Source organism: Nonomuraea sp. NPDC049695, from assembly GCF_040674955.1.
In the GTDB taxonomy this organism is placed as follows: domain Bacteria; phylum Actinomycetota; class Actinomycetes; order Streptosporangiales; family Streptosporangiaceae; genus Nonomuraea; species Nonomuraea helvata.
Genome location: NZ_JBFANV010000138.1, coordinates 1 through 21,946, shown reverse-complemented (window position 1 = coordinate 21,946; position 21,946 = coordinate 1). Strand labels below are relative to the sequence as shown.

Annotated in this window: 20 protein-coding genes; 1 reads left to right on the top strand and 19 read right to left on the bottom strand. The window is 69.2% G+C overall.

What is annotated here, in order from left to right; translation table 11 throughout:
* The 16 genes from AB0J64_RS53475 to AB0J64_RS53400 all read right to left on the bottom strand — a co-directional run.
* Positions 1 to 546 (bottom strand): bifunctional DNA primase/polymerase (locus tag AB0J64_RS53475; protein ID WP_364045625.1); only part of this gene is annotated, 546 nt, incomplete at its 3' end.
* Positions 547 to 625: 79 nt separating this feature from the next.
* Entirely contained in the window at positions 626 to 2,521 is a 1,896-nt protein-coding gene (locus AB0J64_RS53470; protein ID WP_364045623.1) for a hypothetical protein, read from the bottom strand.
* Positions 2,518 to 3,474: an AAA family ATPase gene (locus tag AB0J64_RS53465; RefSeq protein WP_364045621.1), complete on the bottom strand. Its 957-nt coding sequence runs from the start codon at positions 3,472 to 3,474 to the stop codon at positions 2,518 to 2,520. Before AB0J64_RS53465 ends, AB0J64_RS53470 begins: the two co-directional genes overlap by 4 nt.
* Before the next feature lie 52 nt (positions 3,475 to 3,526).
* A complete protein-coding gene (locus tag AB0J64_RS53460) occupies positions 3,527 to 3,919 on the bottom strand; it encodes a WGR domain-containing protein (protein ID WP_183663054.1) in 393 nt (130 codons plus the stop codon).
* 84 nt (positions 3,920 to 4,003) lie between these two features.
* On the bottom strand, positions 4,004 to 5,044 hold the full coding sequence (locus AB0J64_RS53455) for a hypothetical protein (protein WP_364045619.1): 1,041 nt from the start codon (positions 5,042 to 5,044) through the stop codon (positions 4,004 to 4,006).
* Positions 5,041 to 5,841: a hypothetical protein gene (locus AB0J64_RS53450; protein WP_364045617.1), complete on the bottom strand. Its 801-nt coding sequence runs from the start codon at positions 5,839 to 5,841 to the stop codon at positions 5,041 to 5,043. The genes AB0J64_RS53455 and AB0J64_RS53450 overlap by 4 nt, the downstream gene beginning before the upstream one ends.
* The gene (locus AB0J64_RS53445) at positions 5,838 to 6,284 is read right to left on the bottom strand and encodes a hypothetical protein (RefSeq protein ID WP_364045615.1); all 447 of its coding nucleotides are present in this window, start codon (positions 6,282 to 6,284) and stop codon (positions 5,838 to 5,840) included. The genes AB0J64_RS53450 and AB0J64_RS53445 overlap by 4 nt, the downstream gene beginning before the upstream one ends.
* Positions 6,285 to 6,645: 361 nt before the next feature.
* Positions 6,646 to 8,337: a hypothetical protein gene (locus AB0J64_RS53440; protein WP_364045613.1), complete on the bottom strand. Its 1,692-nt coding sequence runs from the start codon at positions 8,335 to 8,337 to the stop codon at positions 6,646 to 6,648.
* 77 nt (positions 8,338 to 8,414) lie between these two features.
* Positions 8,415 to 8,744 carry a hypothetical protein gene (locus AB0J64_RS53435; RefSeq protein WP_364045611.1) on the bottom strand — a complete coding sequence of 110 codons (330 nt, stop codon included), beginning with the start codon at positions 8,742 to 8,744 and terminating at the stop codon, positions 8,415 to 8,417.
* A 213-nt stretch (positions 8,745 to 8,957) separates the two neighbouring features.
* On the bottom strand, positions 8,958 to 9,869 hold the full coding sequence (locus AB0J64_RS53430) for a sigma-70 family RNA polymerase sigma factor (RefSeq protein ID WP_364045609.1): 912 nt from the start codon (positions 9,867 to 9,869) through the stop codon (positions 8,958 to 8,960).
* Positions 9,870 to 10,219: 350 nt separating this feature from the next.
* Positions 10,220 to 10,813 (bottom strand): hypothetical protein, encoded by a 594-nt coding sequence (locus tag AB0J64_RS53425; protein ID WP_364045607.1) that lies wholly within the window; start codon positions 10,811 to 10,813, stop codon positions 10,220 to 10,222.
* A gap of 199 nt (positions 10,814 to 11,012) precedes the next feature.
* A complete protein-coding gene (locus AB0J64_RS53420; protein ID WP_364045605.1) occupies positions 11,013 to 11,567 on the bottom strand; it encodes a single-stranded DNA-binding protein in 555 nt (184 codons plus the stop codon).
* A gap of 322 nt (positions 11,568 to 11,889) precedes the next feature.
* The gene (locus AB0J64_RS53415; RefSeq protein WP_364045603.1) at positions 11,890 to 12,411 is read right to left on the bottom strand and encodes a single-stranded DNA-binding protein; all 522 of its coding nucleotides are present in this window, start codon (positions 12,409 to 12,411) and stop codon (positions 11,890 to 11,892) included.
* A gap of 351 nt (positions 12,412 to 12,762) precedes the next feature.
* Positions 12,763 to 15,939, bottom strand: a complete 3,177-nt coding sequence (locus AB0J64_RS53410) for a hypothetical protein (RefSeq protein ID WP_364045601.1) — start codon at positions 15,937 to 15,939, stop codon at positions 12,763 to 12,765.
* The gene (locus tag AB0J64_RS53405) at positions 15,932 to 16,240 is read right to left on the bottom strand and encodes a hypothetical protein (protein ID WP_364045599.1); all 309 of its coding nucleotides are present in this window, start codon (positions 16,238 to 16,240) and stop codon (positions 15,932 to 15,934) included. Before AB0J64_RS53405 ends, AB0J64_RS53410 begins: the two co-directional genes overlap by 8 nt.
* Positions 16,241 to 17,610: 1,370 nt before the next feature.
* Positions 17,611 to 18,123, bottom strand: a complete 513-nt coding sequence (locus AB0J64_RS53400; RefSeq protein ID WP_364045597.1) for a hypothetical protein — start codon at positions 18,121 to 18,123, stop codon at positions 17,611 to 17,613.
* A 128-nt stretch (positions 18,124 to 18,251) separates the two neighbouring features.
* Between AB0J64_RS53400 and AB0J64_RS53395 the strand changes: the two genes are divergently transcribed.
* A complete protein-coding gene (locus tag AB0J64_RS53395) occupies positions 18,252 to 18,479 on the top strand; it encodes a hypothetical protein (RefSeq protein WP_364045595.1) in 228 nt (75 codons plus the stop codon).
* Positions 18,480 to 18,543: 64 nt separating this feature from the next.
* On the opposite strand, the gene AB0J64_RS53390 is transcribed toward AB0J64_RS53395, so the two are convergent.
* From AB0J64_RS53390 to AB0J64_RS53380, 3 genes are all read right to left on the bottom strand, one after another.
* Complete coding sequence (locus AB0J64_RS53390) at positions 18,544 to 21,048, bottom strand: DNA translocase FtsK (protein WP_364045593.1); 2,505 nt, start codon at positions 21,046 to 21,048, stop codon at positions 18,544 to 18,546.
* A 139-nt stretch (positions 21,049 to 21,187) separates the two neighbouring features.
* Positions 21,188 to 21,592 carry a hypothetical protein gene (locus AB0J64_RS53385; protein WP_364045591.1) on the bottom strand — a complete coding sequence of 135 codons (405 nt, stop codon included), beginning with the start codon at positions 21,590 to 21,592 and terminating at the stop codon, positions 21,188 to 21,190.
* Positions 21,589 to 21,822 carry a hypothetical protein gene (locus AB0J64_RS53380; protein WP_364045589.1) on the bottom strand — a complete coding sequence of 78 codons (234 nt, stop codon included), beginning with the start codon at positions 21,820 to 21,822 and terminating at the stop codon, positions 21,589 to 21,591. The genes AB0J64_RS53385 and AB0J64_RS53380 overlap by 4 nt, the downstream gene beginning before the upstream one ends.
* Positions 21,823 to 21,946 lie beyond the last annotated feature (124 nt).

Below are 21,946 nucleotides of genomic sequence, written 5' to 3'. Positions count from 1 at the left end.
GCTGGAGCCGGTGGAGCAGGCGAACCGGTCCTCGCCGTCGAGCTGGTACCAGACGTGCAGGCCGCCTGAGGGGGTGCGCACACGCATGGTGGAGGTGTCGTGTGCGGGGCTGTTGGCGTGGCGATGGCGGGCCAGCAGGTTCAGGGCGTCGAAGCCGGTGGCCACCTCGACCGGGTCGACGTGCGCGGGCGGGATCAGGCCCGGCAGGATCTGCTCCGGCGTGGGCAGCAGGTCGGCGTGGGTGTCGATGTCGATGACGATCAGGCCGGACGGCGTCCCGCAGGCCACGCCCACCCCGAAGCGCGGATTGCGTCGCCACCACTGCTGGATGCGGGCAGTGTCGGTGGTGGCGGCGTGAAAGCCGTGGCACCAGCGTCCTTGGCGGATGCAGGGGCATTCTCGCGGGTCGTGGGCGTTCTCCTGGCAGGTGCGGCAGTTGCGTGCGGGGATCTTGGCGCCGGGCGCGAGCGGATGAACTGGCCATCCGTTACCGGCACACCAGCGGGCGATGGTCAGCGGCGCGATGCCAGAGGTGGTGGTTGCCATCGGCGGCTCCCTGGGAGTGAAGGCCGTGATGCCGCCTCGCCGAGCTGGAACGAGGCGGCATCACGGCTCCCGAGGTGGGTCACCGGCCGGCCCGCCGGAGGGCCTCGGCGGCGGCCTGGCCGATCGCGCGGGCGGCGCTGACCGGGTCGTGGGCTTGGACGGGCACGGCGCCGTCCAAGACCTTCGGGCGGCCGTCCAGGCAGAGCCACAGGACCGCGCAGCCGTGGCGGCGCAGCCGATCGACCAGGCTCTGTGAGATGACGGCGGGGTCTTCCTCGTCGTCGTCGGATCCGGCCAAGTCGCCGTCGGAGGCGATGATCAGCAGGCGGGCGTCGCCGCTGCCGGACTCCGCCAGCGACAGAGCACCGTCCAGGGCGCGGATCGCCTCGGGCAGCACCACCGTTCCCTCGGGGGTGGACAGGACCGGCACGTGGCTGGGTGAGGCGCCCGGCCGGATGAGCGGAGTGACGGTGCTGCCCCACGCTAGGGCCGCCGTCCGGCCACCGATCAGACGTACGGCCTGGGCGCAGATCCACGCCGCGCAGGCCAACGCGTCCGCGGTGTTGCCCATGGATCCCGACACGTCGGCGGCGAACCCCATCCGCAGGAACGGCTGCGGGATGCGAGTGCGCTGCCGCCGCTGAAACGGCTTGGCCGTGACCGGCAGACCTCGAGAGCGCTGGGCCGCGGCGGCCATCGCCTGGCGCGGGTCGAGGCGTCCGGGCGGCGCGTCGTGGGGAACCCATGCCACCGCGGCGGACCGGTGTCCGGCCAGCCGCAGCTGCTCTGCCAGGTGGGCGGCCGCGGCCTGTTCAGCCGCGGTCGGCGCACGCAGCGCCTGCAAGGGGCCGCTGCTGTCACACGTGATGGGATCAGCGAAGATCTGCGCCGCCTGGCGGGCGGCAGCTCGTTCGGCAGCTTCGTCGGCTTGCGCGGCGAGGATGTGCGGGTTGGGGCGGTTGGCCTGCCAGGCGGCCTCACGCTCGGCCTGGATCTCATCGGTGGCGTCCTGGGTGACCGCCCCAGCAAGATCGGAGACGGCGTCAAACAGGTCGTCGCCACTGTTGGCCGACCCGTTGCCGCCGGTCAGTCCCCCGCCTTGGCCACCGGCTGCGCCGCCGCTGTGGCAGATGAGGCCCGGCATCGCGGGGTGGTCGTCGAGCTCGTCCTGCCAGCCCATGACGTCGGCGATCCGCTGCGAGATGGCACACAGCCCGTCGACGTCGCCGTCCTCCAGCGCCAGAGCCTGTTGCCACAACGCGCGCAGGTCGTCCATGGTCGACTGGCCCAGCGTCGCCACGACGATGCTCTCCACCGCCACGGTGTCGCCGGGCTGCAAGACGCCGGCGTCGACGCGGGCCAGGACGAGAAGGGCGGCTACCAGTGCGCGGGCGCGCTGGTAGTCCTCATCGGCATCTGGGTCGGTGGGCGGAAACTGCAGGATGTGCCGGGCCGCGGCGCGCAGCCATGGGGCCGCGCCGGGGGTGGCGCGCAATTGACCGGCCTCCGCCCACGACTCCAGCAGGTAGGTGGCGATCGCCATGACGCGAGACGAAGGCGATCGGTCGCGTATGGCCTTCAGGTCCCACTCCGAGCGCGCGTGCCCGCCCTCGTGTGCGCTCACGCCGATCAGGACCGGCTGGTCGAAGCGGCGCAGGGGGTGAGTGGGGTCGATCTGATCGGGATGAGCGTCGTTCAGGATCACCTGGTCAGCGTTGAAGGTGATCGTGGCGGTGGCGGGGTCGTACCACGCCGGCGGCGTGTTGTCCGGCGCTCCCCACACCATGGTGGCCAGGACGTCCGGGCGGCCCGTGACCGGCAGCATGATCTGGTTCATACGGGCGATCAGCCGGGCGCGGGCGAGATCAAGTGCTTGTTCCTCGGCCGATTGGGCGGGCTTAAGCCGCTTGCCCCACCGGCTCCGCTTCGCCGGTGGGGCAGTGATCTGAGCGGCCGGATCCTCAATGAGGCTCATCGCCCGTACCTGCCTCCCAGGCGGGTGATGCTGGCCATGGGGTAGATCATCTGGATGGCTTCCAGGATCTGGTCCTGGTTCTCCGGCGCCGCCTTGGCGGCCAAGGTGCCGGCGGCATACTCGACGCCGAACTGCGGGACCTGGTCGCGGAAGATCAGCAGGTCACGAAGCTGTGGTGAGGCGAGCAGGCCGTTGTTCCGATCGAGGCGCTGCCCGTCGAGGTTGCGGGCGACCTGCACGATCTCCGGCGGCACCCCCAGCTCAAGCGCCAGGTCCCAGTCGGTGCCGACCTGCCAGTGGTGGGCGAATCGGGAGGCCAGCGCTTCGCTCAGGATCGAGCCGGGCGCGTCGGGGTTGTAGGTGGCGAACACGCAAAAGCCGGGCTGCACCGGAACCGGGGCGATGTCGGTCCCCGGCAGCAGCAGGTGCGGGCGGCCGTCCATGACGGCGTACAGGGCCGACAAGATGCCCGGGTCGATCAGTGTGATCTCGTCGATGAGCAGCGGCAGGCCGTAGGCTACGGCGATGGTCAGCGGGCCGTAGACGAAGGTGAACGTGCCCGGCGCCGCTCCAGGAGTCCGGTCGGGCAGGTAGGTGCCGAGCAGGTCACCGACGGTCGTCTCGGCCGTGCCGATCAGCGTTTGCAGTCCCGGGCTGGTGGCGGGGTCGAAGAGCGAGTCGAAGGCGGCCTCGACCGAGGCGGTCTTGCCGCATCCGGGCGGTCCGCCCAGCAGGACATGCTGCCGCAGGTCGCGCGCCGTACGCAGCAGAGCGAGGTCTTCATGGTTGGCCATCTGGCGCGGGTAGTGCGTCTCGCCGTTGCGCCGCTGCTGAGGTCCGACCTGCGGCAAAGGCGGCGGGGATGCCGGCTGGGCGGCGATGCCCTGGTTGAAGAAGTCGTTGTCGATCTGGCTGCGGGCGCGGGTGAACTGATCGGCGAGCGGTGTGGACATGACGGACAGACCTCCGGGCGTTGGTCGGGTAGGGGCGGCGGCGAGGCCGGGCTCAAGCCGCTGGCGTGGTTCCAGCGGGCGAGGTTCCGGCGGAGGTAGAGGCGTCGAGGAACTGCGTGACGATCCGGGTGATGGCCGCGTCCTTGCGGTCCTTGTCGCCGTCGGTGCAGCTCAGGACATCCACGCTCTCGACGAGAAAGGTCACTAGGTCGCGGGAGATCGTGTAGCCCTTTCGTTCTTTGGCGGTGGCCAGGTCGCGTGCCGCGTTGATGAGGGCGTTTGCGTTTGCCTGCGGGTAGGGGTGGACCTTGGCCTGCCCCCGGGAGCGGCCGTTGTTGGGACCGAACAAGACGATCACCGCGCCGCGCACGATGATCACGCGGTAGAACTTGTTGCTCTTGTCGTCGGTGAAGGTCAGTTCCATGCCCATGGCCTTGGTTTGCATCAGCGCTCCTTCCTTGGTGTGGCGTGCCGGGTGGCGCCCTCCGCCTGGCCAGGAGACCGGGCGGAGGGCGGCGGGGTGAGGGCGTTAGGCCGCCAGGCGCGCGTAGGTGTGGGGCTGGGCCGGAGGAACATGCGTGGGCAGCGGTGTCGGGCTGGGCCGGAGCTGCTGGACAGCGGCCGGCTGCATGGGCGCTGCCTGTGGGAGCGGCTGGCCGGACCAGGCAGGAGCGGGCGCGGGCGTGCCGACAGGCGGGTAGCCCGCCAGTGCGGGCGAAACGGGCGGTGCGGGCGAAATAGGCGGCGTGGGCTGGGCGGAGGGCGCGGGCAGCTCCGGGCCAGGCTGCGCCGCGCTGGCGCTGATCGGCGGCACGCTCGGCGGTGTCAGCGCGGAGGTCCCTTCCTCGACCGGCGGGACGTACCAGGCGGCGAAGTCCTTCGGCGGCTTGGCACCCGCCTGCCGCGGCGGCAGATCCCCGATGTAGGTGACGGTCAGCGTGCCGTCGATGTGCAGGAAGTCGGCCTGAGCGGCGTCGACGGCCGCGCGGATGGCGTCCTTGAGGCGGTAGCGGGCGTACAGGACGCGGATGCCTCGATCGTTGGCGGTGCGGAACTCTTCGATCTGCAGGACGATCTTCAGCTGCCACTGAGGCCGGCCGTCCGGCCAGAACATGGGCCGGTTCGTGCCGTACTCGGTGCGCTGCACCACCTCGGGCTTACGGATGATCTTGCCGGTGATGGTGTATCCGACAGGGTGATCGAAGCTGACCGAAGGCCAGCCGTTCATGAGGAACTCATACGCGTCCGGCGGCCGGTGGGACTCGGTCTCCACGGCGTGCATCGGGTAGTCGGAGCCGTAGACGGGCGCTCCGGCCGGATACGGCGGATATGGCGAGGCAGCGGGCGTGGCCTGCGCCGGGTGAACCGCAGCGCCGGGCGCGGCGGGATAGCCGGGCGGGTACGACGCCGGCGCGGCGGCGGGATAGCCGGTCGACGGGGGATAGGCGGGGTAGGGCGTCGCCGTGCCCGCCTCTGCGGGCTGCGGGTAGTACACCGGCGCCGGTGCCGCTTCCGCCGGGTGGGAGGGGGCGTGCAGCAAGGCGAACGGGTCGGGCGGGGTCATGGTCATGTCAGCTCCTTGGGTGCGGGGTGCAGGTCCGCCAGCGGGCGGGAGGGGTGGGGAAGGTCGAGATCGCCGGGGCAGGCGCGGGTCAGGTCGCCGGTTCCGGTCTTGAACCAGGGGCAGAAGAAGCAGTCGTCCGCGGCTGTCCGCAGCTGAGGCACGATGGCCGGGCCGGACTGATAGACAGCTGCGGCGATGCCGTTGGCGCGCTGGATGGCGTGGACGGCGATAGCCTCGTTATAGGGCTCGTGCCAGAAGAACCGCTTGTCGTAGCGGTCGCTGCGCGGCAGGAAGCTGATCATCACCCCGCGGACGGGATAGCCGCGAAGACGCCACCCCAGCCCGTAGGTGTGAATCTGAGTGCGGTAGCGGGGGCCGGGCCCGTGGCGGCGGTAGCGGGCCAGGCTGTCCTTGCCGACGATCTTCCAGTCGTCGACCAAGCCGGTGAGACGGTCATACAGGTCGCTGGTGCCTTCCAGCACGTCAGGGACGATGTGACCGATGGGCAGCTTCTGCTCGACCAGGAAACGCGGCGATCCGTCGGGCAGCCGGACGAGAGCGAAGTCGCTGGCGAGCTTGACGTGCACCGCGGTGCCGATGTAGGCCTCCCATTTGGAGGGGAAGTTGCACGGCGGTATCCGGGCCAGCTGAAAGCCGAGACGTCGGTCGCAGGGGCTGCCGAGGTCGGAGGGGCCGAGTTGCTGCTGCAGGGAGCGGGGCTGGTGGGTGCTGGCGTAGCCGATGATCTGGTCGATGTCGGCGCACAGCGTGGTGAAGGGGTCGGGCGCGGCCATCACGGTCATGGCGAGCTGCCGGGAAAGGCGCCAGGCAAGATCTTGACGTCATAGCTGGGTTCGCCGATGGAGGTGTAGGTATCCCGCATCGGCGCGAGATGGGGGTGGGCGCGGAAGAACTCGTCGGTTTTGAACTTGCGGCTGCCCGGCTTCAGGTGGCCACGCACCACCGGGACGCCGTTGAAGGTGCCGACGCCGTCGGCGCCCAGGCGCGGCTGGAGCGCTTCGATCACGAGGTCGATCGGCTGGCGCAGCTTGGCTTCCTGGGCCTTGAGCTCGTCCTGTTCGGCCTTCAGCTCGGCTTTCAGCTTCTCGATCTTCTGACGGCGCGGGTCGAGGGATTGCAGCGCCAGGTGTACCCGGCGCAACAGCTCCAGCGAGGCCACGGCATCGGGGTCATGGGCCAGCTCGATCGTGGCGGACGCAGGCTTGGCCGTTTTACGTCCGCTCATGGCCGCTCTTCCACAAGGAGGGGACGGCAGACGTGCTGCCTGAACATGGCAGAGGGTCCTTTCGCAACAGGGTTCGTGATGTGGGCTGCCTGCCGTCGGGGCAGCAGGCAGAGCTCACAGGCCGGCCACAGGACAGGGGACGGTCCCCAGAGGGCTCTCGACACAGGCGAGGCCCTGCCGCAGGGGCAAGCGCGCAAGGGGTCCTCAACGCCGCGCGCTGGGCCCGATGCTGCAGGTGCGCCGGCCGGTGGGTGATGGGCGTGCGTCAGGCAGTCCTGCGGCGTGGCAGGGCCACCTCAGCCTGGCTGGTTGACGAGCGTGCTCAGCAGGGCTGCGGCTCCTGCGCGGAAAGTCGGCTCGTTCAGGCGACGGCCGTCAGGTCGGACAGCTCGTCGGAGTCGTCCAGGTCGTCGCCCAGTTCCTCGTCGGAGTCCTCATCCGCCTCCTCCTCGAGGTCGCCTCCCAGGCTCTCGTCCTGCGCCTCGGCAGGGTCCGCGGCCGCCGGTTCGTCGACGTTCAGGTCATGGGTGGCCGCCGTGTCGTCGAGGTACTGGACGCCGGCGACGATGGCCTTCTCGACCGGGGCGAGCGTGTAGCCGAGCTGCTCGGCGATCCGCAGCCATCGGGCCGCGTCGCGCCGGCTGCTGGCCATGCTGCGGTCCAGGCGCCACAGCGCATCGGAGTAGCGCTGGCCCATCCACCACTCCATGGTGGCGACGTACCTGCCGAACAGGCGCCAGGTCAGCTGAGCCGTGCGGGCGTTGGCGATCCAGTTGTCCGCGAGAGGACCCACGAGCTCCTTGTAGATGTCCGTGGTGTGGATCTGGCCGAACTTGCTCCGCAGCGGTTCGGGCATCTCGTGCTCGAGAAGCTCTACCACGATGCGGAGCACCCGCTGATCGGGATCCTTCCGGCTGCGGAGTGCCCCCTTCCAGAACTTCTGGCGCTCCTCGACCGCCAGCCGGTACTCGGTGTTTCCCTGGCGGATCTTCTTCATCGGCAACTGGGCCTTGGCCGGCGGCTGCCCAACCGGGGCCTGGTAGCCGTGCAGGGACGGCGTCGCGCAGTAGTAGCTCGCCCTGGTCAGCGAGGGAAAGTAGGCCGCGTGGCCCGGGCACTGCGCATGCTTGTCGGCGGTCACCGCGTTGCCGTCGTCGTCACGGGGCAGGGAGTAGAGCTCCACGGCCCCGTCCGGCAGTTGTCCGTCGGTGACCGTGATGCCGGCCGCCTGGTGCTCGGCCAGCAGCCGCTCGAAGGTGGCCTGCTCCTGACGCTGCCGGACGACCAGTTTGGCCGCATGCTCGGGATACATGCCGGAGTTCTTCATGTGCGCGAGCGCTTCAGCTTCCATGTCGGGGTCGTGCTGGAGCTGGCACCAGGCTTCGTAGTCCCTGAGGTCGGGGGTGTAGTTCGGCCGTACTTCGGCGATCGCGGCCTGGCTGGCCTCCGACAGCGCCCCGGCCTGGATCCCCTGGGCGACCTTCTGCGCCGACCAGCCGGTGGCCTGCTTGAGCGTCTCGCGCGTGACGCCCTGCTGGTCGAGTTCGAACAGGGCGGCGGCGGTCTCCCGGTCGTTCAGCGCCTTGGCGTGCCGGCCGGTTCGCACCTGCCCCAGCAACTGCCCCACGGCGTCGTGGGTCAGCTCCGGCTTGATCCGGCATGCGTAGGCCGGCTCCCGCTCTTCCTCCGTTTCCCCCTGCGGCGGCTCCTGGCCTGCATCCTGCGCCTCGGCGGCGTTCAGCTCCTCGATGCGCTGCAGACCGAACCAGCGACGGTGACCGTCGTGGAGCCGGAACGTTCCCGGCGTGTCCGGGGAGGGGAAGACGATGAAGTCGATCTCCGGGCCGTCGCCGTCCCGCAGCGTCTGCAGGAAGTCGTCGTTGAGGTCGTAGTCCTTGCGCTTGTTGTTCGGGTTGGGCTCGATGCGCGAGCGGGGGATCCACGCGTGTGCGGGGTAGTCCGGCCCAGCCAGCGAATCCTTCTCGGAAACGGACAGAGCGTCGTGCTTCGGAGCGTGGGTGGTGCGGCGCTGGATGGTCTGGGTTCGTGTCATCGTCGAGCTCCGTGTTCGTGGTATGGGCCGCTGCCGGCACTGCGGCAGCGGCGAGAAGGGGGATGCCGCAGGTGATCTCAGCTCTCCGCGCTCACCTGCCGAAGCAGGCGCCAGCCGACGGAGTCGCATGCCCAGGCGGATTCGCCGATGGCCACGACGTCACCGACCGACAGCGTGCGAAGGCCGCGGGAGAAGTAGTCGCGGGCCAGCGCGCTCTGGCCGATATTGAAGGTCTCGAAAACCTCTTCCAGCAGCAGCTCGGGGTCGTGGGTGGCGTCGGCGGGGATGAAGAAGGTGAAGACCTTCTCCATGGAGTCGCTCAGCTTCCACGCGGAGAAGCGGCTGGTGCGGCTGTGCCAGATCGTGATGGCGACCTGGTCGTGGGGTGCGGTCGTGGGCTGGAGCAAGGTGCTGATGGTGGCCTCCCGAGGCGGAGCGGAGGCGGCTCCTGGAGGTGGGCCGCCTGCGACCGAGCGGTCCGTGGGTCCCGCGGAGCGGCGGAAGGCTCGCCGGAGGCGACCGCGCGAAGCGCGGCTTGGCCTTCCGCGGCGGGCGGGCCCGTGGCATGCTGCTCGGCGGCGGCCAACCCGGGGAGCCTTGTCGTGCCAGTTGAAGCCGGGTTAGTCGCGGTCGGCCAGGAGGGCGGCGAGGTCATGTCCGCGCAAGATCTTCAGCGCCTGGTCTTCGAGCTGGCGAACGCGTCGGCGGCTGAGCTGAAGGTGGTGGGCGACCTGGGCCGGGGAGCAGGGGTGGCCGTCGGCCAGGCCGTAGCGGAGCGCCAGGATCTGCGCCTGGATGGGCTCAAGCGCCGTCAGGAGTTCACGAATCAGGTCACGGCCGACGACGGCGCCTTCGACGTCGGGAGCTGGGGAGGCCAGCACCTCGTGCAACTCAGAGCCGTCCTCGGCCACGCGCTTGTTGAGGCTGAGCGGACGCCTGCGCACCTGCCGGAGACCGGCGAGCTCCTGTTCGGCTATGCCTGTCTCGGTGGCGACTTCGGCCAGAGTCGGCTCGCGGCCGAGATCGGCCGCCAGCTCTCGGGCGGCCGCGTCGGCGCTGTTGAGCACGTCGTGGACGTGGTCCGGCAAGCGGATCATATGGCCGGTGATGTTCTGGCTCCGGTGGATCCTCTGCCTGATCCACCAGGCGGCGTAGGTGGAGAACCTGTTGCCCTGGGCATGGTCGAACTTCTCGACCGCGTGGATGAGTCCGAGGATGCCTTCGGCGATCCGGTCCTCGAGCGGAAGGATCTTGCGGCGGGTCGTCTTGGCGATGTCGACGACCAGGCGCAGGTTGCGCAGGATCAGCTGCTGCTTGGCGTCCTCACCTTGAGCGCGTAGCGTTTCCAGTTCGGTGCGTGCGCTCCCCTCCAGGTCAGGGCTGGCGGAGAGGAGTTCCCCGGCGTAGAGGCCGGCTTCGATGCGTTTGGCGTATTCGGTCTCTTCCGCTGCGGTCAGCGGCGGCAGGAGTTCCAGTGCGTGGAGGTGGGGGCGCGAGGCGCCGGAGGTTTCGTTGATGGTGGCGCTGATCATGGCGTCTCCGTGGGGCGGCAGCGGCCAGGTCGCTTCGTGTGGCGAACCGCTGTCTTGGTTGGGCGGGTGGTCACGGTGCAGGGTGCGTCCGTCGGCGACAGGGCGGGTGCTGATGATCTGCCGGGTGTCGCCGCGAGCTGCGTGCCTGGGCGAGGACGAGGGCGGTGCGCGGCTCGGCGCCGTTCCGCAACGGCACGCGGCCCGGCCGGCCAGGTGCGGGGGTGTGAGCGCGGCGCCGGAACGGCATGAGGAGGGCACGCATGGCAGAGGCGGTCACCGTCTGGAGCATGGGTGCCCGCTTCAGCCCCGCGCGGGCAGAGCCGAAGCCTGGCCAGAGGAGGCATCGCTCGTCAGAGCGGCCGTTCGTTCGGGCCCTGTACCGGGATGGTGAACACGGGCTTCCATGAGCCGTCGCTCAGCCGTCGCCACAGACGCCGGCCGTCCGGACGCCGATGTGCCGGGAGGACCTCGTCCTCAAGGGGAAGCGGCGCGCCGGACAGTTCGATGACATCGCACGGCTCCAGCGGGCGGAGCGAGGCGCGCTGGTAGAGCTCTACGTCCAGATCCGTGCTCTCGCCAGGGCCGACCGAGGAGAAGCGGGCATGGAGCTTGTCCAAGGCTTGGAAGAGAACGTCTTGAGAGACCGGAATGTCGCTGACGAAGACTTGCGACATGCGATGGTAGGCCTCCCAGCCCGCGTCCCGGTCGGGGTCCTGGTTGTGCCACAGGGTGAAGGTCGTGATCCGCCTGCCGCGCAGGCGGTTCCACCCCCGGGTGACGGATCTGAGAGCCCTTTCTGTGGCGGTGAGCGCGGCGGCGCTGGCGATGGCGATGCGGCCGGACGGGCGGCGCGAGAGGCCGTACTCCAATGTGCCCAAGACCAAGGCCAACCCGGCCCAGAGACCGGCGGCGACCCACTGGCCGTAGCAGGAATACTGGAGCACGATCAGCAGCGGCAGCCCGAGGGTCGACCACAGATCGATCGCCGTGTGTTTGCGCTGAGTGTGGATGGGAGGTCTCCTTCAGTACAGGGGCAGAACGAACAGCGCCCGCTGGGGCGCGAAGCCTCCAGCGGGCGCGAGCGTTCGCCTGTCCGGCGCCCCGGCAGAGGGTGCTGGACAGACGAGGGGTGAAGCCGGTAGATCAGCCAGCCATCTGGCGGGCGGCGTGCTCCATGCCGTCGGCCCAGGGGTCATCGGCCGGGCTGGCACCGGAGCCGGGAACCAGGGCGAGCGCGGGAGCGGGAGGGCCAGGCTCCACAGCTTCCGGAGCGGGTTCCGGCCGGGTGCGCGTGGCGTTCTGCCACTCCTGGCTGCCGGGGTCACGGTTGCTGCGGTTCTTGGTGACGGTGGCGGTGGCGTTACGCAGCGACGGACCGATCTCGTCGACCTCCACCTCGTACACGGTGCGCTTGTCGCCTGCGTCGGTTTCGTAGGAGCGCTGCCTGAGCCGCCCGTGGACGATGACCCGCATGCCGCGCTGCAGCGTCTCCGCGGCGTTCTCCGCGGGCCGACGCCAGAGGTTGCAGGTGAGGAAGAGGGGGTCGCCGTCCTTCCACTCCTGGGTGTCGCGGTCTTGAAAGCGCGGGTTGGAGGCGATGCGGAATCGCAGCACGGCGTCGCCGTTGGGGGAGATGAAACGCAGTTCGGGGTCATCGACGAGGTTGCCGGTGACGGTGATGACCGTCTCGAATGCCATGACGTTCCTCTCACGTTCGGGTCGGGTTGGTGCCTGGTAGGTGCGGCCGCCGGTGTCGCGGCGCAGCCTTCGGGTGCTTCTGACGGGCGCGGCGGTCGACATCGCGGCGCTGAGGTTGGGGGGCCGCTCAACCTGTGAGCGGAAGCGGCCGGGCCACGGCCAGGGAGTCTCCCCTGGTGAAGGTCTGGAACGCGGCGCGCCTCCTCAGCGAGGCGGCCGGCGTCGGCCAAGGCGCTGAGAAGGCGCGAAAGGGGAGGGCGGCACTCAGCGTGAGCGCCGCCGCGTGCGGAGCCTGTGGACGTCTTCGACCTGACGGGGAATGTTAGAAGGGCGGCTCGTCGCTGAAGTCGTTGTCGCCGCCGAAGCCGCCGTCACCGCCCTGGTAGCCGCCGCCCTGGGGCGGGGCGGGCGAGGCAGAGGCCCACGGGTCGTCGGCGGGACCGCCGCCGAAGCCGCCGCCACCGCCGCCACCCTGGCGGGTGGTGCGGTTGACCTTGGCCGTGGCGTTGCGCAGGGACGGGCCAACCTCGTCGACCTCGACCTCGTAGACGGTGCGCTTGTCGCCTTCCTTAGTCTCGTAGGAGCGCTGCTTGAGCCGTCCCTGGACGATGACCCGCATGCCGCGCTGGAGGCTCTCGGCGGCGTTCTCCGCCGCCTGCCGCCACACGTTGCAGGTCAGGAAGAGGCTGCCGCCGTCCTTCCATTCGTTGCTCTGGCGGTCCATGAACCGCGGAGTGGACGCGATGCGGAAACGCGCCACGGCCTGACCGGTGGGGGTGAAGCGCAGCTCCGGATCGTCGACGAGGTTGCCGATGATGGTGATGACGGTGTCGCCAAGAGCCATGATGTCCTCCTGCGGCGTCGGCTGGGTGCTTGCCTGGTGGCTGCGGGGTTCCCGTCCCGACATGGCATCCGGGACAGTCGCGGCGGGCTGGAGGGGGGCAAGAGGGGGATCGGCCGCCGGTCCGTCAAGATTTTTTGCGCCCTTCGACGCTAGATGTTGGGAACCACGGCGAAGGGCGCAAAAAATCTTGTAAGGGCGGCCGGTCCCCCTCTTGCGGCCCTGCTCGCCGTGGCTGTCGAATGCCCTAGGTCGGGATGGGGGCCCCGTTGCCGCCGGGCTGGTGTGTCCGTTCACATAACGGTGGGGCGGCCCCCGAAGGGGCCGCCCCACCGTCGGCGTGGTGACAATTGATCAGCTGCGCGCCGGGGCGCGGACTCGGCTGGTCTCCCCGGCATGGCGTACGGCGGGTTGGGCTGTGCCGCTGGCTTGCTTGGGCACAGGCTTGGCCGTCGCTGTGCTGGAGCGCAGCGACGCTGCTCGCTGCTTGCCGCCCTTGCTCTGAGCCTGTACGGGCCTGCGTTCGCCGGGGGCGGGGACCATCGGTCGGCGGCCGGAAAGGTCGTCGAGGAAGCTGGACAGGATGTCGCGGGGGATGTGATAGCTCGTGGCTTGGCCGGGCCAGGTCGCGATGATTGTGTCGCCGTTGGGCCGAAGGCGTAGCCCATTGACGTCGACGGGGCCGCGCATGCTGGCGGCGAGCTGGGCCGCCGGCACCTGGACGGCGCCTTCGCGGCCCTCCAGGTTGAGGTTGACCAGCGTCGGCTGAGACTTCTCCCAGTTGAGGTGGAGGCGGGTTGAGACGTCTGGGCCGGAGGGCGCGGGGCTCTGCCGGACGAGGAGTTCGGTTCGCAGCGCGTCAGGCGCGGGTTCGAGGCTGTGTTTCCTCTGGGTTGGCGGCGACCAGGAGGTCGCGGTGGTGAGCGTGTCGCGAGCACTTTGCACATCGGTCAGGAAGCTCTCGACTGCCGGACGCCGGATGGCGAACACCACAGCGCGGCCCGCATCGGTGCGCGTCTCGAACCGAATCCACGCGCCCTCGGGGGAGGGGGCCATGCGAAGTCCGGCGTCGGGCAGGCTGACTGGCTCGTTCAGCCCGGTTTGTAAGGCTTGCAGGTCCTGGCCGAGATTGATGAGCGGCCCGTTGCGGATGAGGAGCTTGAGGTCGTCGCCCTGCTCGGTCGAGTGGCCGCGCAGCAGCCCGTTGTAGGAGCGTGGCCCATTGGTGGTGCGAACGATCACTTCGGCGTTCGCCTCCACCGCCTGGCCGCGCTGCTGGGCGCCTTTGAGTCGCTTGTCCTTGAGTCGCTCGTCGGCCTTTTCGTGAAGACGTTCAGCCTGTTGCTGGTCGCCTTCCTTGTCATGGTGACGAAGCGCGGCGAGAAAGTCCTGTATGGGCTTGCGCTGCAGGAGGAAGCTTCGCGCCTGGCCCTGCTCGGTGATCTCGAACTGCACCGTGGAGGATCGAGCCGGACGTATCTTCAGGCGAGCTGCGGGCACGCTTCGCTCCCGGCTCAGGCCGGCTTCCAGGTCGTCGATGGTCAGGTGCAGGCTGCGTTCGCCGATGAGTAGCTCGACTCGGTCGGATGTCTTTCTTTCGCCGCTCAGCTGGGCGGGAAGCCTGACCGGCCCTTCGGCGGTCGACACCAGGGCGGTGATCTTCTTGACGAGCGTTTCCGATTGTTCCTTGGGCCGCGTCGGCAGGACGGCTGTCAGCCCGCGGTTGCCGGACAGCTGCGTGCGGTAGGTGTGGGCGCGACGCGGCAGGCGGCTGGCGATGATCTCTTCCGCGCGAGGTTCCGGCCAGGGCAGGATGCCGGTCACCAAGAGGATGGGACGGTAGTCCGACAGATCAGAAGCACCCGGGGGCGGCCTATACGCCCGTCGATGATCTTCTTCGCTGGCTTTTGTGCGGCCGTTTCCTCTGAACCCGTCAAAGACTCCGACGATCTCCTCGTCGGGTGCGTATGGCTGCACGTGGCCGCCGCCCCGCGGTGCGAGCGGGTTGGGCACGACGGTGTAGATGATCTGATGGGTGGGTGGCAGGCCATCGATGAGGGCGACATAGCGCGGCCGCAGCCCTCTCAGGTCATGCTCGCGCGCGGCTGCGGCGCTTTCAGGGGTGCGTGGCGGAGCACCGGCCGGCGGCTGGCGGCGCACGTCGCCGGGTTGCGGACCCGCGGTGGCGAGCGAAACCAGCTCGTTTTTGACGACCTGTTTGAACCGGCCGGCCGGCAGGGCGGTGAACTCCTCCATCGCCGCCGGGGTGAAGCGCAGGTCGAACCCGCGGGTGGAGGGCAGGCTGGTCGCGACGGCTTGCTCGAAATCGGCCAGCACCCGCCGTTCGGGTCGCGCGGATCCGCGGGCAGGAGGTGGAGGTAGCCCGTTGGTCCGGCGGCGGCTGTCGCTGATCACCGGCTTGATCACGGCGCCCGGCCGGACCATGCCGGATGCGTTCTGCACAGACGCGGTGTACGGCAGAGGTTTGTTGGCGCCGGTAGCCAGTTGGTGTTCGGCGGTTCGTTCGGCCAGCGCGGCGACTCGTTCGCGCACAGCCTCCTCGCTGAACGGCGAGTCGCTGACGGCCAAGACCTGGACGGTGGGCTGGCGGGTGGGGGACAGCTCTGGGCCCAGCACGCGATACAGCACGCTTCCGGACGCGAGAGACTGGGTGCGCTGGCTGGCCAGGTCACGGACCTCGGCCGCGGGTGTCTCAACGCTGACGATGCCCAGCAGGTGGAGGGAGGGCTGTCCTACCGGTACCTCGGGGCGGCGGCCTTGGGAGTAGGCGGTGCCGTCGGGCCGCTCGTGAGAGGTCTGGGTGGCGGGCCACGGGGAGGGGTTGTACTGGTAGAGCAGGTCATGGGTGTCACTCACATGTGCCCGGAACAAGTAGCCCTCGACACCGGGAACGCGGACTGGTTCCTGCTCGCCGTTCCTGGTTCGCTGTTCGAGGTCTTTGACCTGGGCCGTCGCCAGGTCGTTGATCTCGCTGAGGATCTGTTCCTTCGTGTCGGTCGGCAGCGGCCGCAGCTCACCCCGCAGCGGCTGGCTGGTGGAGACGGCGTTGATGCTCGCCGGGTTGAGCACGCTGCGCAACTTGGCGTCGAACAGCCTGCGTCGATCGCCGTCGACGTCCAGGGTGACGGTCGCGAAGTCGGCAACGTGCCAGCGTCCACCCAAGGTAGGTAAGTCGCCGACCATCGGACCTTGACTGTCGGGCAGGTCGTAGACCAGGCTCCGCACCCTCATAATCGCCTGGATGGCGTCATCGGTGGCCAGGCGGCCTAGGTCCTGCTGACTGCCGGGTTCCCAGATCAGGTCACGGCGCGGCGTCTCGGCCCGACCTGCCTTGGGTGGAGGGCGATAGCTGCGGTCAGACTCCAGCGCAGTACCGCGGTAGAAGCTCCGTGCGTCGTCGTCGACCAGGCTTTTGTCCGGGGTGAGATAGAGGTCGGCTTGCTGATCCGCCCACCCCCGTTGCGAGCTGCCGTCATCCGACCACGGAGCTACCTGACGGTCTTCAGCCATCGCGACTCCGGTCGACTCGGCCGTCACGGTCGCTGGCCGGCCTCAGCGGCATGCCCGCGAGCGCCTCCAGTTCTTCCAGCGACACCGGAATGGCTTCCCCTGCGGCTGTCTGGAGCACGTGATCCCGCAACACCTGAGCCATGAACTGCGCCAGCTCGTCGGAGATGACGTAGGCGGTTACTCCTTCGGCCGTGGTGATCGGCAGTGGCTCGGCCGCAAAGCCCGCGCCGGCGATCTCGTTGACTCGCTCGGCCAGTTCACCGGTGACGATCAGCGGCTGGGAGTCCTCGTGGGGGATCATGCATTCCGTTATAGCGGGTTTGCCCCATGCTCCAAAAGTCTTAACAATCTCAGTCAGGATTTCGGATCGGCGGCTGGCGGACAAACATGGTGCGCTCGCCGATCGGCCGGCCCGACGCGGGCGACACGACGGTGCGCGCGATCGCATTGTTGCCTCATTCCTTCTTTCGCCGGAGAAAGACATGACGAGGCCTGCTCCGGGTGACGCGCGTCAGTCGGCGTGGTGCTCCGGGGACGTTTCGTCCGCCGAGGGCGTTAAGGGCACCGACGCTTGCCATGGTGTTTGTTCTCCTCGCTCGGTTGCCTGCTCCCGGACTTGGCGGGCCACCTGCGGCCAGTTGTCGGTTCTGTCGGGTTCGGATCCTGGCGGCGGCTCAGGAGCGGGGCCGGATGGGCGGGCATTCTGCCGGGCCATGGCCAGCATTCGATCTGCGGATTGGTCGGCGCGTTCCCAGCGTCCGGGATCGGTCGGCATGGCGCGCTGGCGGGCGGCCAATTCCCGAGCGTGGATCATCTTGGCTGCTCGGGGAGAGGCGGCGGCCAGCATGTTGCGGGCCTGCCTCGCCCGGCTCCGCCAGGCGTCAGAGCTCAGCCTTCTTGGGTTGGGGAATGGTGAAGGGGTCTCCGGGCTTTGGGCGTGACCCGGGGGGCGCTCCCTCTTACCTGCGCTGGGTTGGGAGAGACGCACGACCGAGGGCGTCGGGGGTGGCAGCGGCCCTCCGGCGTCATCACGCCAATACTTCAGCCGGTGGCGGGCCAATCCGAGCTGGCTGTGGATCTGGCCAGGGTTTGGCCAGGGACGGCCATCGGGGCGCCGCTCCATTGCGTGGTTGAGGTCGGCCTCGCACCACCCGGCGAGTAGGAAGAATTGGGCCAGGGGGCGCATCTCCGGGGCGGACCATGCGATTTCTATGGCGGTCACCTCGCGGTGGTTGCGGTGTTCGAGGGAGTAACTCCTTCGCTGGCGGCGGCTCGCATCATGTTCGACATGTAGCCCCTTGACATCGTGTGCGGAAAGCCTGAGATGGTTTTGCTAATGCACGAAAGCTGGGCGAGTTTGTCTGCTAGATCGGTGTGCCTGTGGCTGAGTTCTGGTGCCATCGGGGGCTGCGCGCCCCCGAACCCCGCGTGGCGGACCCACCGGCCGCCTACCGGGCGCGAACCTTCTCACCGTGATAGGCGGCCGGTGCGCCCGCACCGTGCGCTCCTGATCCGGCCGCACTCCTGCAGATACGGCTGCCGGGCGTCGTTCGGTCACAGAGTCACTACCTTCGGTCACTACGGTGGGGATGCAGCGCTGCAAAGAGCGACCTGAGCGACTGACGCTCGATGATGACCACGGTGCGGGGGGGCCTTCCCGCTGTCCATGGGTCATCGGGCGTCCTCCGCGTCCAGGCTGAAGGCGATGCCGAGCACATCGTGGAACACGGTGATCGCCTGCGCAGCATCGGCCGGTGGCTCGGCATGCAGGTCCTCGCGGCCCAGATCCCTGATCCGATACCAGCCCTCGCGGGCCTCGATCTCCAGGGCGGCCAGGGCGTCGGCCGCGCTGGTGAACATGTGCCCGTCCACGCCCCGTTTGCCGTCGTAGTGCAAGGTCCAGATCTGTGGCGCGTTCGGCCCGGAGCACCCGCTGTGGTCGAAACTCTCGGGCTCGGCGTAGCATCTGGCACGAGCGTCCAGGGTCTTGCTCTCGCTCCAGTGGTCGCCGCCCTGGTGCTGCAGGATGGTGACGGTCTCGCAGTCGAGTTCCCGGGCGCGGGCGTAGGCGGCGTTCGCGGTGGCGTAGTACGGCTCGACCTGGCCGCCGGGTCGGCGGAGGCCCCAGCCGGGGATGGGGACGGAGTTGTGAGCGTATGCGCGCCCGTTGTGTGCGTCGGTCATCGTGGCCCTTTCGTGAGTGGGTGGCGGGAGGTCGCGTCGTCGAAGCCCCGCGCCATTTCCTGCTCCGGTCGGTTCCGGGCTGCTACGTCAGATCGCCCCTCTTGATGCATGCAGGAGGAGAAGACGTCATGGATGCGCTCCAGCGCCCCAGGAAGCCAGCGATCATGCCATTCGTCATGCTCTCGGGGATCGAGGTCCTCCGTCCCAAGCGCGCAGTCCCCGAGCTGGTACATCCACAATTCGTCCGCGCAGGCGCGGTGCTGGGGCCAGCACTTGGGCAGGTCTTTTTGGACAGGCTTGAATCGCAGGCCGAGTACTGCACCACGAACACGGTGGTGAGCCAGGCCGCGAGCTGAGGCGCTACGAGGTCCGGCAGCCCGGAACGACGACGGGACCGAGAGATCGATCAGCAGGGTGACCTCACGCTGAGGCTCCCTTTCTGGCTGGGGCGCTCAGCCGCTCGTGCAAGGCCGGCAACTGCTCGGGCTTCACCAAGACCTCCCGGGGTTTGGCTCCTGTGGCTGGGCCCACCACTTCTTCAGTCTGTAGGCGATCCATGAGCGCATGTGCGGTGGCCGCACTGAGACGCAGCTTGCGCTGCAGCATGGTGGTGGAGCCGAGTTGGGTGATGACGACGAGTTCGAGGGCGTGCAGCAGAAGGGCCGAGTCGATCTCATCATGTCCGTCGACGGCCTGTGCTCCGGGACGGTGGTCCGCGAGGGCGGTGCCTGTGTCGGGGGTGGCGCTCAGCCAGTGCTGGACGATGTCGGTAACCTCTCTTTCGGAGATGTAGGAGTTCTGCAGGCGCACCGGCTTGGTGACGCCCGTCGGCATGAAGAGTCCGTCGCCCTGGCCGACCAGCTTTTCGGCGCCGGGGCAGTCGAGAATGACGCGGGAGTCGGTGAGGCTGCTGGTTTTGAAGGCCAGCCGCGCTGGGAGGTTCGCCTTGATCAGTCCTGTGACGATGTCCACGGACGGCCGCTGCGTAGCGATGATCAGATGGATTCCGGCGGCGCGAGCCAGCTGGGTGATGCGCACGACGGAGTCTTCGACGTCCTTGGGCGCGACCATCATCAGGTCGGCCAGTTCGTCGATGACGACCAGCAGGTAGGGCATCGGCTTGGCGTTGATACGGCCGGCGGCGACGGCGGCGTTGTAGTCGTCGATGTTCTTGACGCCGTGTTTGGCCAGTCGCTCGTAGCGGCCGTCCATCTTGGTGCACACCCAGGCCAGCGCCTCGGCGGCTGTCTGAGGGTTGGTGATGATCTCCCTGACCAGATGCGGGATGCCCTGGTAGGCGCCCAGTTCCACGCGTTTGGGGTCAATGAGGAGCATGCGCACCTGCTCGGGGGTGGCGCGCATGAGCACGGAGCAGATCATGCCGTTGAGGCAGATCGACTTGCCCGCACCGGTGGCGCCGGCGACCAGCAGGTGCGGCATCTTGGCCAGGTTGGCCATGATGGTGCTGCCCTCGACATCACGGCCGACGGCGACCAGCAACGGGTGCCGGTCATGGCGGGCGTTGGCTGAGCGCAGCAGGTCGCCCAACGTGACCAGGTCCCGGTCGATGTTGGGGACTTCGATACCCACGGCGTTACGGCCGGGCGCGGGGCTCAGGAGGCGGATGTCGTCGTTGGCTGTGGCCAGGGCGAAGTCGTCGCGCATCCTGACGATGGTGGCGACCTTGACGCCGGGGTCTGGGGTGATCAGGTAGCGCGTGACCTGCGGTCCGCGGATGAGCCCGGTGATCGTCGCCTGGATCTTGAAGTCGGTCAGCATTGTGGTGAGCGCCGCGATGACGGTGTCGTTGGCGGCGGTGCGCTGCTTGGTTGTGGTCCCGGTCTCCAGCAGTGTGAGGGGCGGAAGCCGAAATCCGGTCCGGCCGCCCGGCGGGGGCGCGTCGTCCTCGGCACGCGTCACGGGGTTCGGGCGCAGAGGGCTGCCCCCGGTGTGCGGCGTGGCGTCGGGGCGGACGTCCCGGGCGAGGTCGGGGTCGGGGTCGGTCGCGTGCGCGGCCGCTGGAGTGGCCTGGGGGGACGTGTCCTCGGTGGCCAGGTCTGCCGGGTAGGTGATCAGGCCACTGTTCATCACCGTCTTTCCGGCTGCCGGGCCGGGTTCGGCGGGCCGCGCGGACAACTCGGTCGTCTCGGCGGGCCGCCGCTCCGTCCGGGTGGGGACGCCGGGCTGCTCGGTGGCGTGTCCGTTCCTGCTGGAGACGCTGACGGGTGCGGGCAGGCGCAGCGTCCACAACCGCCGTGCGAACTCCACCAGGGGCAACCCCGTGACTACCAGCAGCCCCCAGCCGGTGAGCATGATCATCAGCAGAGCGACGGCGAGGGGGGCGAGCCAGAGGGTGAGCGGGCCCGTTGTGGCCAGGCCTAGCAGCCCGCCGGCGTTGCTCATCGCGTTCATCGCGTGCGGCGCCCGGGACCAGTGGGGCACACCGTGAGCCAGATGCACCAGGCCGTCGACTCCGGCTGCGGTCATCACCAGGCCGGTGCCGATGCGTCCGGTGGCGGCTCCGCGGCCGGGGTGGCGCAGGAGCCGCCAGCCGATGAAGAAGGCCATGATGGGCAGCGTCGGAGTCACCGTCCCGGCAGCAACGCGGGTCAGTTCGTCGATGAGCCCGGCCCAGCGATAGGGCACCAGGTGCCACACCGCCAGCGCGAGGACGACGGCGCCGGCCAGTACGGCCAGCCCGGCGCCGTCGCGTCCCTGCCCTGGCGCCAGGTGTGTCTCGCCGCGGCCGGCGGAGCGCACTGCCGTGCCAAGACCGGCGGCCACCCAGGTCAGGATCCACACGACGAAGGCGGCGGGGGGTGTGAACAACTGCTTCAGGCCGTCGCCGTCGGCGGATTTCGCGCTGGTTCGGGTGCGCCTCTTGGTCGCGCTGCCGCGCCGCTTGGACGACTTGCGCTTGGCCATGCGGCCTCCTCCTGACGTCGAAAGATGCTTCACGGGGGAGCTCACGCAGCACCGGCTCGGTGTTCGCTGGGGGTACGCGGGTGCGGCATTTGCCGGTGATCTCACGGAGAGTGATGTGCGGTGGGTGACGGGCGGCGGTTCAGTCGGCCTCGGGCATATCGAGATCTGGGCCGAGCAGGTCTTCCCACACGATCTGCTCGCCGTTCCAGGAGGCTGTCTCGGCCTCTTCTCGCTCAAGGACGAGAGCTCGGGGGTCGCTGCGCAGGAAGGTGTAGAAGGGCCTGGCGTCGCTGACGAACTTGGCCGGGTCATCGTCTGGGGGGTAGTCGTGGTTGTCGCGGTTGAGGTGGACGCGTCGCAAGGCAGCCATGCGTCGCGCCCAGTCGTCTTGACCGGCGCGGCGGCGTGGGTGGGCCTCGTGCGCCTCCTGGACCCAGGCGAGCATGACGGCGGCGTGGTTGCTCACCAGCCAGGTGTTGGTGGCGTCGCGGGTGAGGTAGCTGGCCCAGCGCAGCAGGTCCTCGCCGTCGGTGAGTTCCATCATGTGAAGGCCCCCGTGCTGTGCAGGTCCACCTGGCCGGTGGAGCAGCCGCTGCGGTCGGCCAGCAGGAAGGAGCCTGGCCCGGCGGGCATCGGCCCGTGCCCGTCGTGGTAGTTCCGCACGATGGGGTCGAGCAGGGTGCTGTCGGCGCAGTGGTTGTGGGCGGGGTCCAGGAAGAGCCAGGTGCCGCAGCGCTGGGACAGCGCGTCCAGCAGGTGTGGGATCGCAGGCACGGTGACGACGACGTGCACGCGGTTGGCCGGGCCGTACCCTCGGCGCTGGCCAGGGAGCTGCACGACGTCGACCGGCTGAGCGCGTTCTTCGACCTGATCCAGCAGGACCCGGTGATCTCGCAGG

What these genes read in the sequence shown, in the direction of transcription:
- AB0J64_RS53405 (WP_364045599.1), bottom strand. Translation starts at nt 16,240, where the DNA reads ATGATCCCCCACGAGGACTCCCAGCCGCTGATCGTCACCGGTGAACTG.
- AB0J64_RS53410 (WP_364045601.1), bottom strand. Translation starts at nt 15,939, where the DNA reads ATGGCTGAAGACCGTCAGGTAGCTCCGTGGTCGGATGACGGCAGCTCG.
- AB0J64_RS53440 (WP_364045613.1), bottom strand. Translation starts at nt 8,337, where the DNA reads ATGACACGAACCCAGACCATCCAGCGCCGCACCACCCACGCTCCGAAG.
- AB0J64_RS53450 (WP_364045617.1), bottom strand. Translation starts at nt 5,841, where the DNA reads ATGACCGTGATGGCCGCGCCCGACCCCTTCACCACGCTGTGCGCCGAC.
- AB0J64_RS53400 (WP_364045597.1), bottom strand. Translation starts at nt 18,123, where the DNA reads ATGACCGACGCACACAACGGGCGCGCATACGCTCACAACTCCGTCCCC.
- AB0J64_RS53415 (WP_364045603.1), bottom strand. Translation starts at nt 12,411, where the DNA reads ATGGCTCTTGGCGACACCGTCATCACCATCATCGGCAACCTCGTCGAC.
- AB0J64_RS53385 (WP_364045591.1), bottom strand. Translation starts at nt 21,592, where the DNA reads ATGATGGAACTCACCGACGGCGAGGACCTGCTGCGCTGGGCCAGCTAC.
- AB0J64_RS53430 (WP_364045609.1), bottom strand. Translation starts at nt 9,869, where the DNA reads ATGATCAGCGCCACCATCAACGAAACCTCCGGCGCCTCGCGCCCCCAC.
- AB0J64_RS53455 (WP_364045619.1), bottom strand. Translation starts at nt 5,044, where the DNA reads ATGACCATGACCCCGCCCGACCCGTTCGCCTTGCTGCACGCCCCCTCC.
- AB0J64_RS53445 (WP_364045615.1), bottom strand. Translation starts at nt 6,284, where the DNA reads ATGAGCGGACGTAAAACGGCCAAGCCTGCGTCCGCCACGATCGAGCTG.
- AB0J64_RS53460 (WP_183663054.1), bottom strand. Translation starts at nt 3,919, where the DNA reads ATGCAAACCAAGGCCATGGGCATGGAACTGACCTTCACCGACGACAAG.
- AB0J64_RS53470 (WP_364045623.1), bottom strand. Translation starts at nt 2,521, where the DNA reads ATGAGCCTCATTGAGGATCCGGCCGCTCAGATCACTGCCCCACCGGCG.
- AB0J64_RS53395 (WP_364045595.1), top strand. Translation starts at nt 18,252, where the DNA reads ATGGATGCGCTCCAGCGCCCCAGGAAGCCAGCGATCATGCCATTCGTC.
- AB0J64_RS53390 (WP_364045593.1), bottom strand. Translation starts at nt 21,048, where the DNA reads ATGGCCAAGCGCAAGTCGTCCAAGCGGCGCGGCAGCGCGACCAAGAGG.
- AB0J64_RS53465 (WP_364045621.1), bottom strand. Translation starts at nt 3,474, where the DNA reads ATGTCCACACCGCTCGCCGATCAGTTCACCCGCGCCCGCAGCCAGATC.
- AB0J64_RS53420 (WP_364045605.1), bottom strand. Translation starts at nt 11,567, where the DNA reads ATGGCATTCGAGACGGTCATCACCGTCACCGGCAACCTCGTCGATGAC.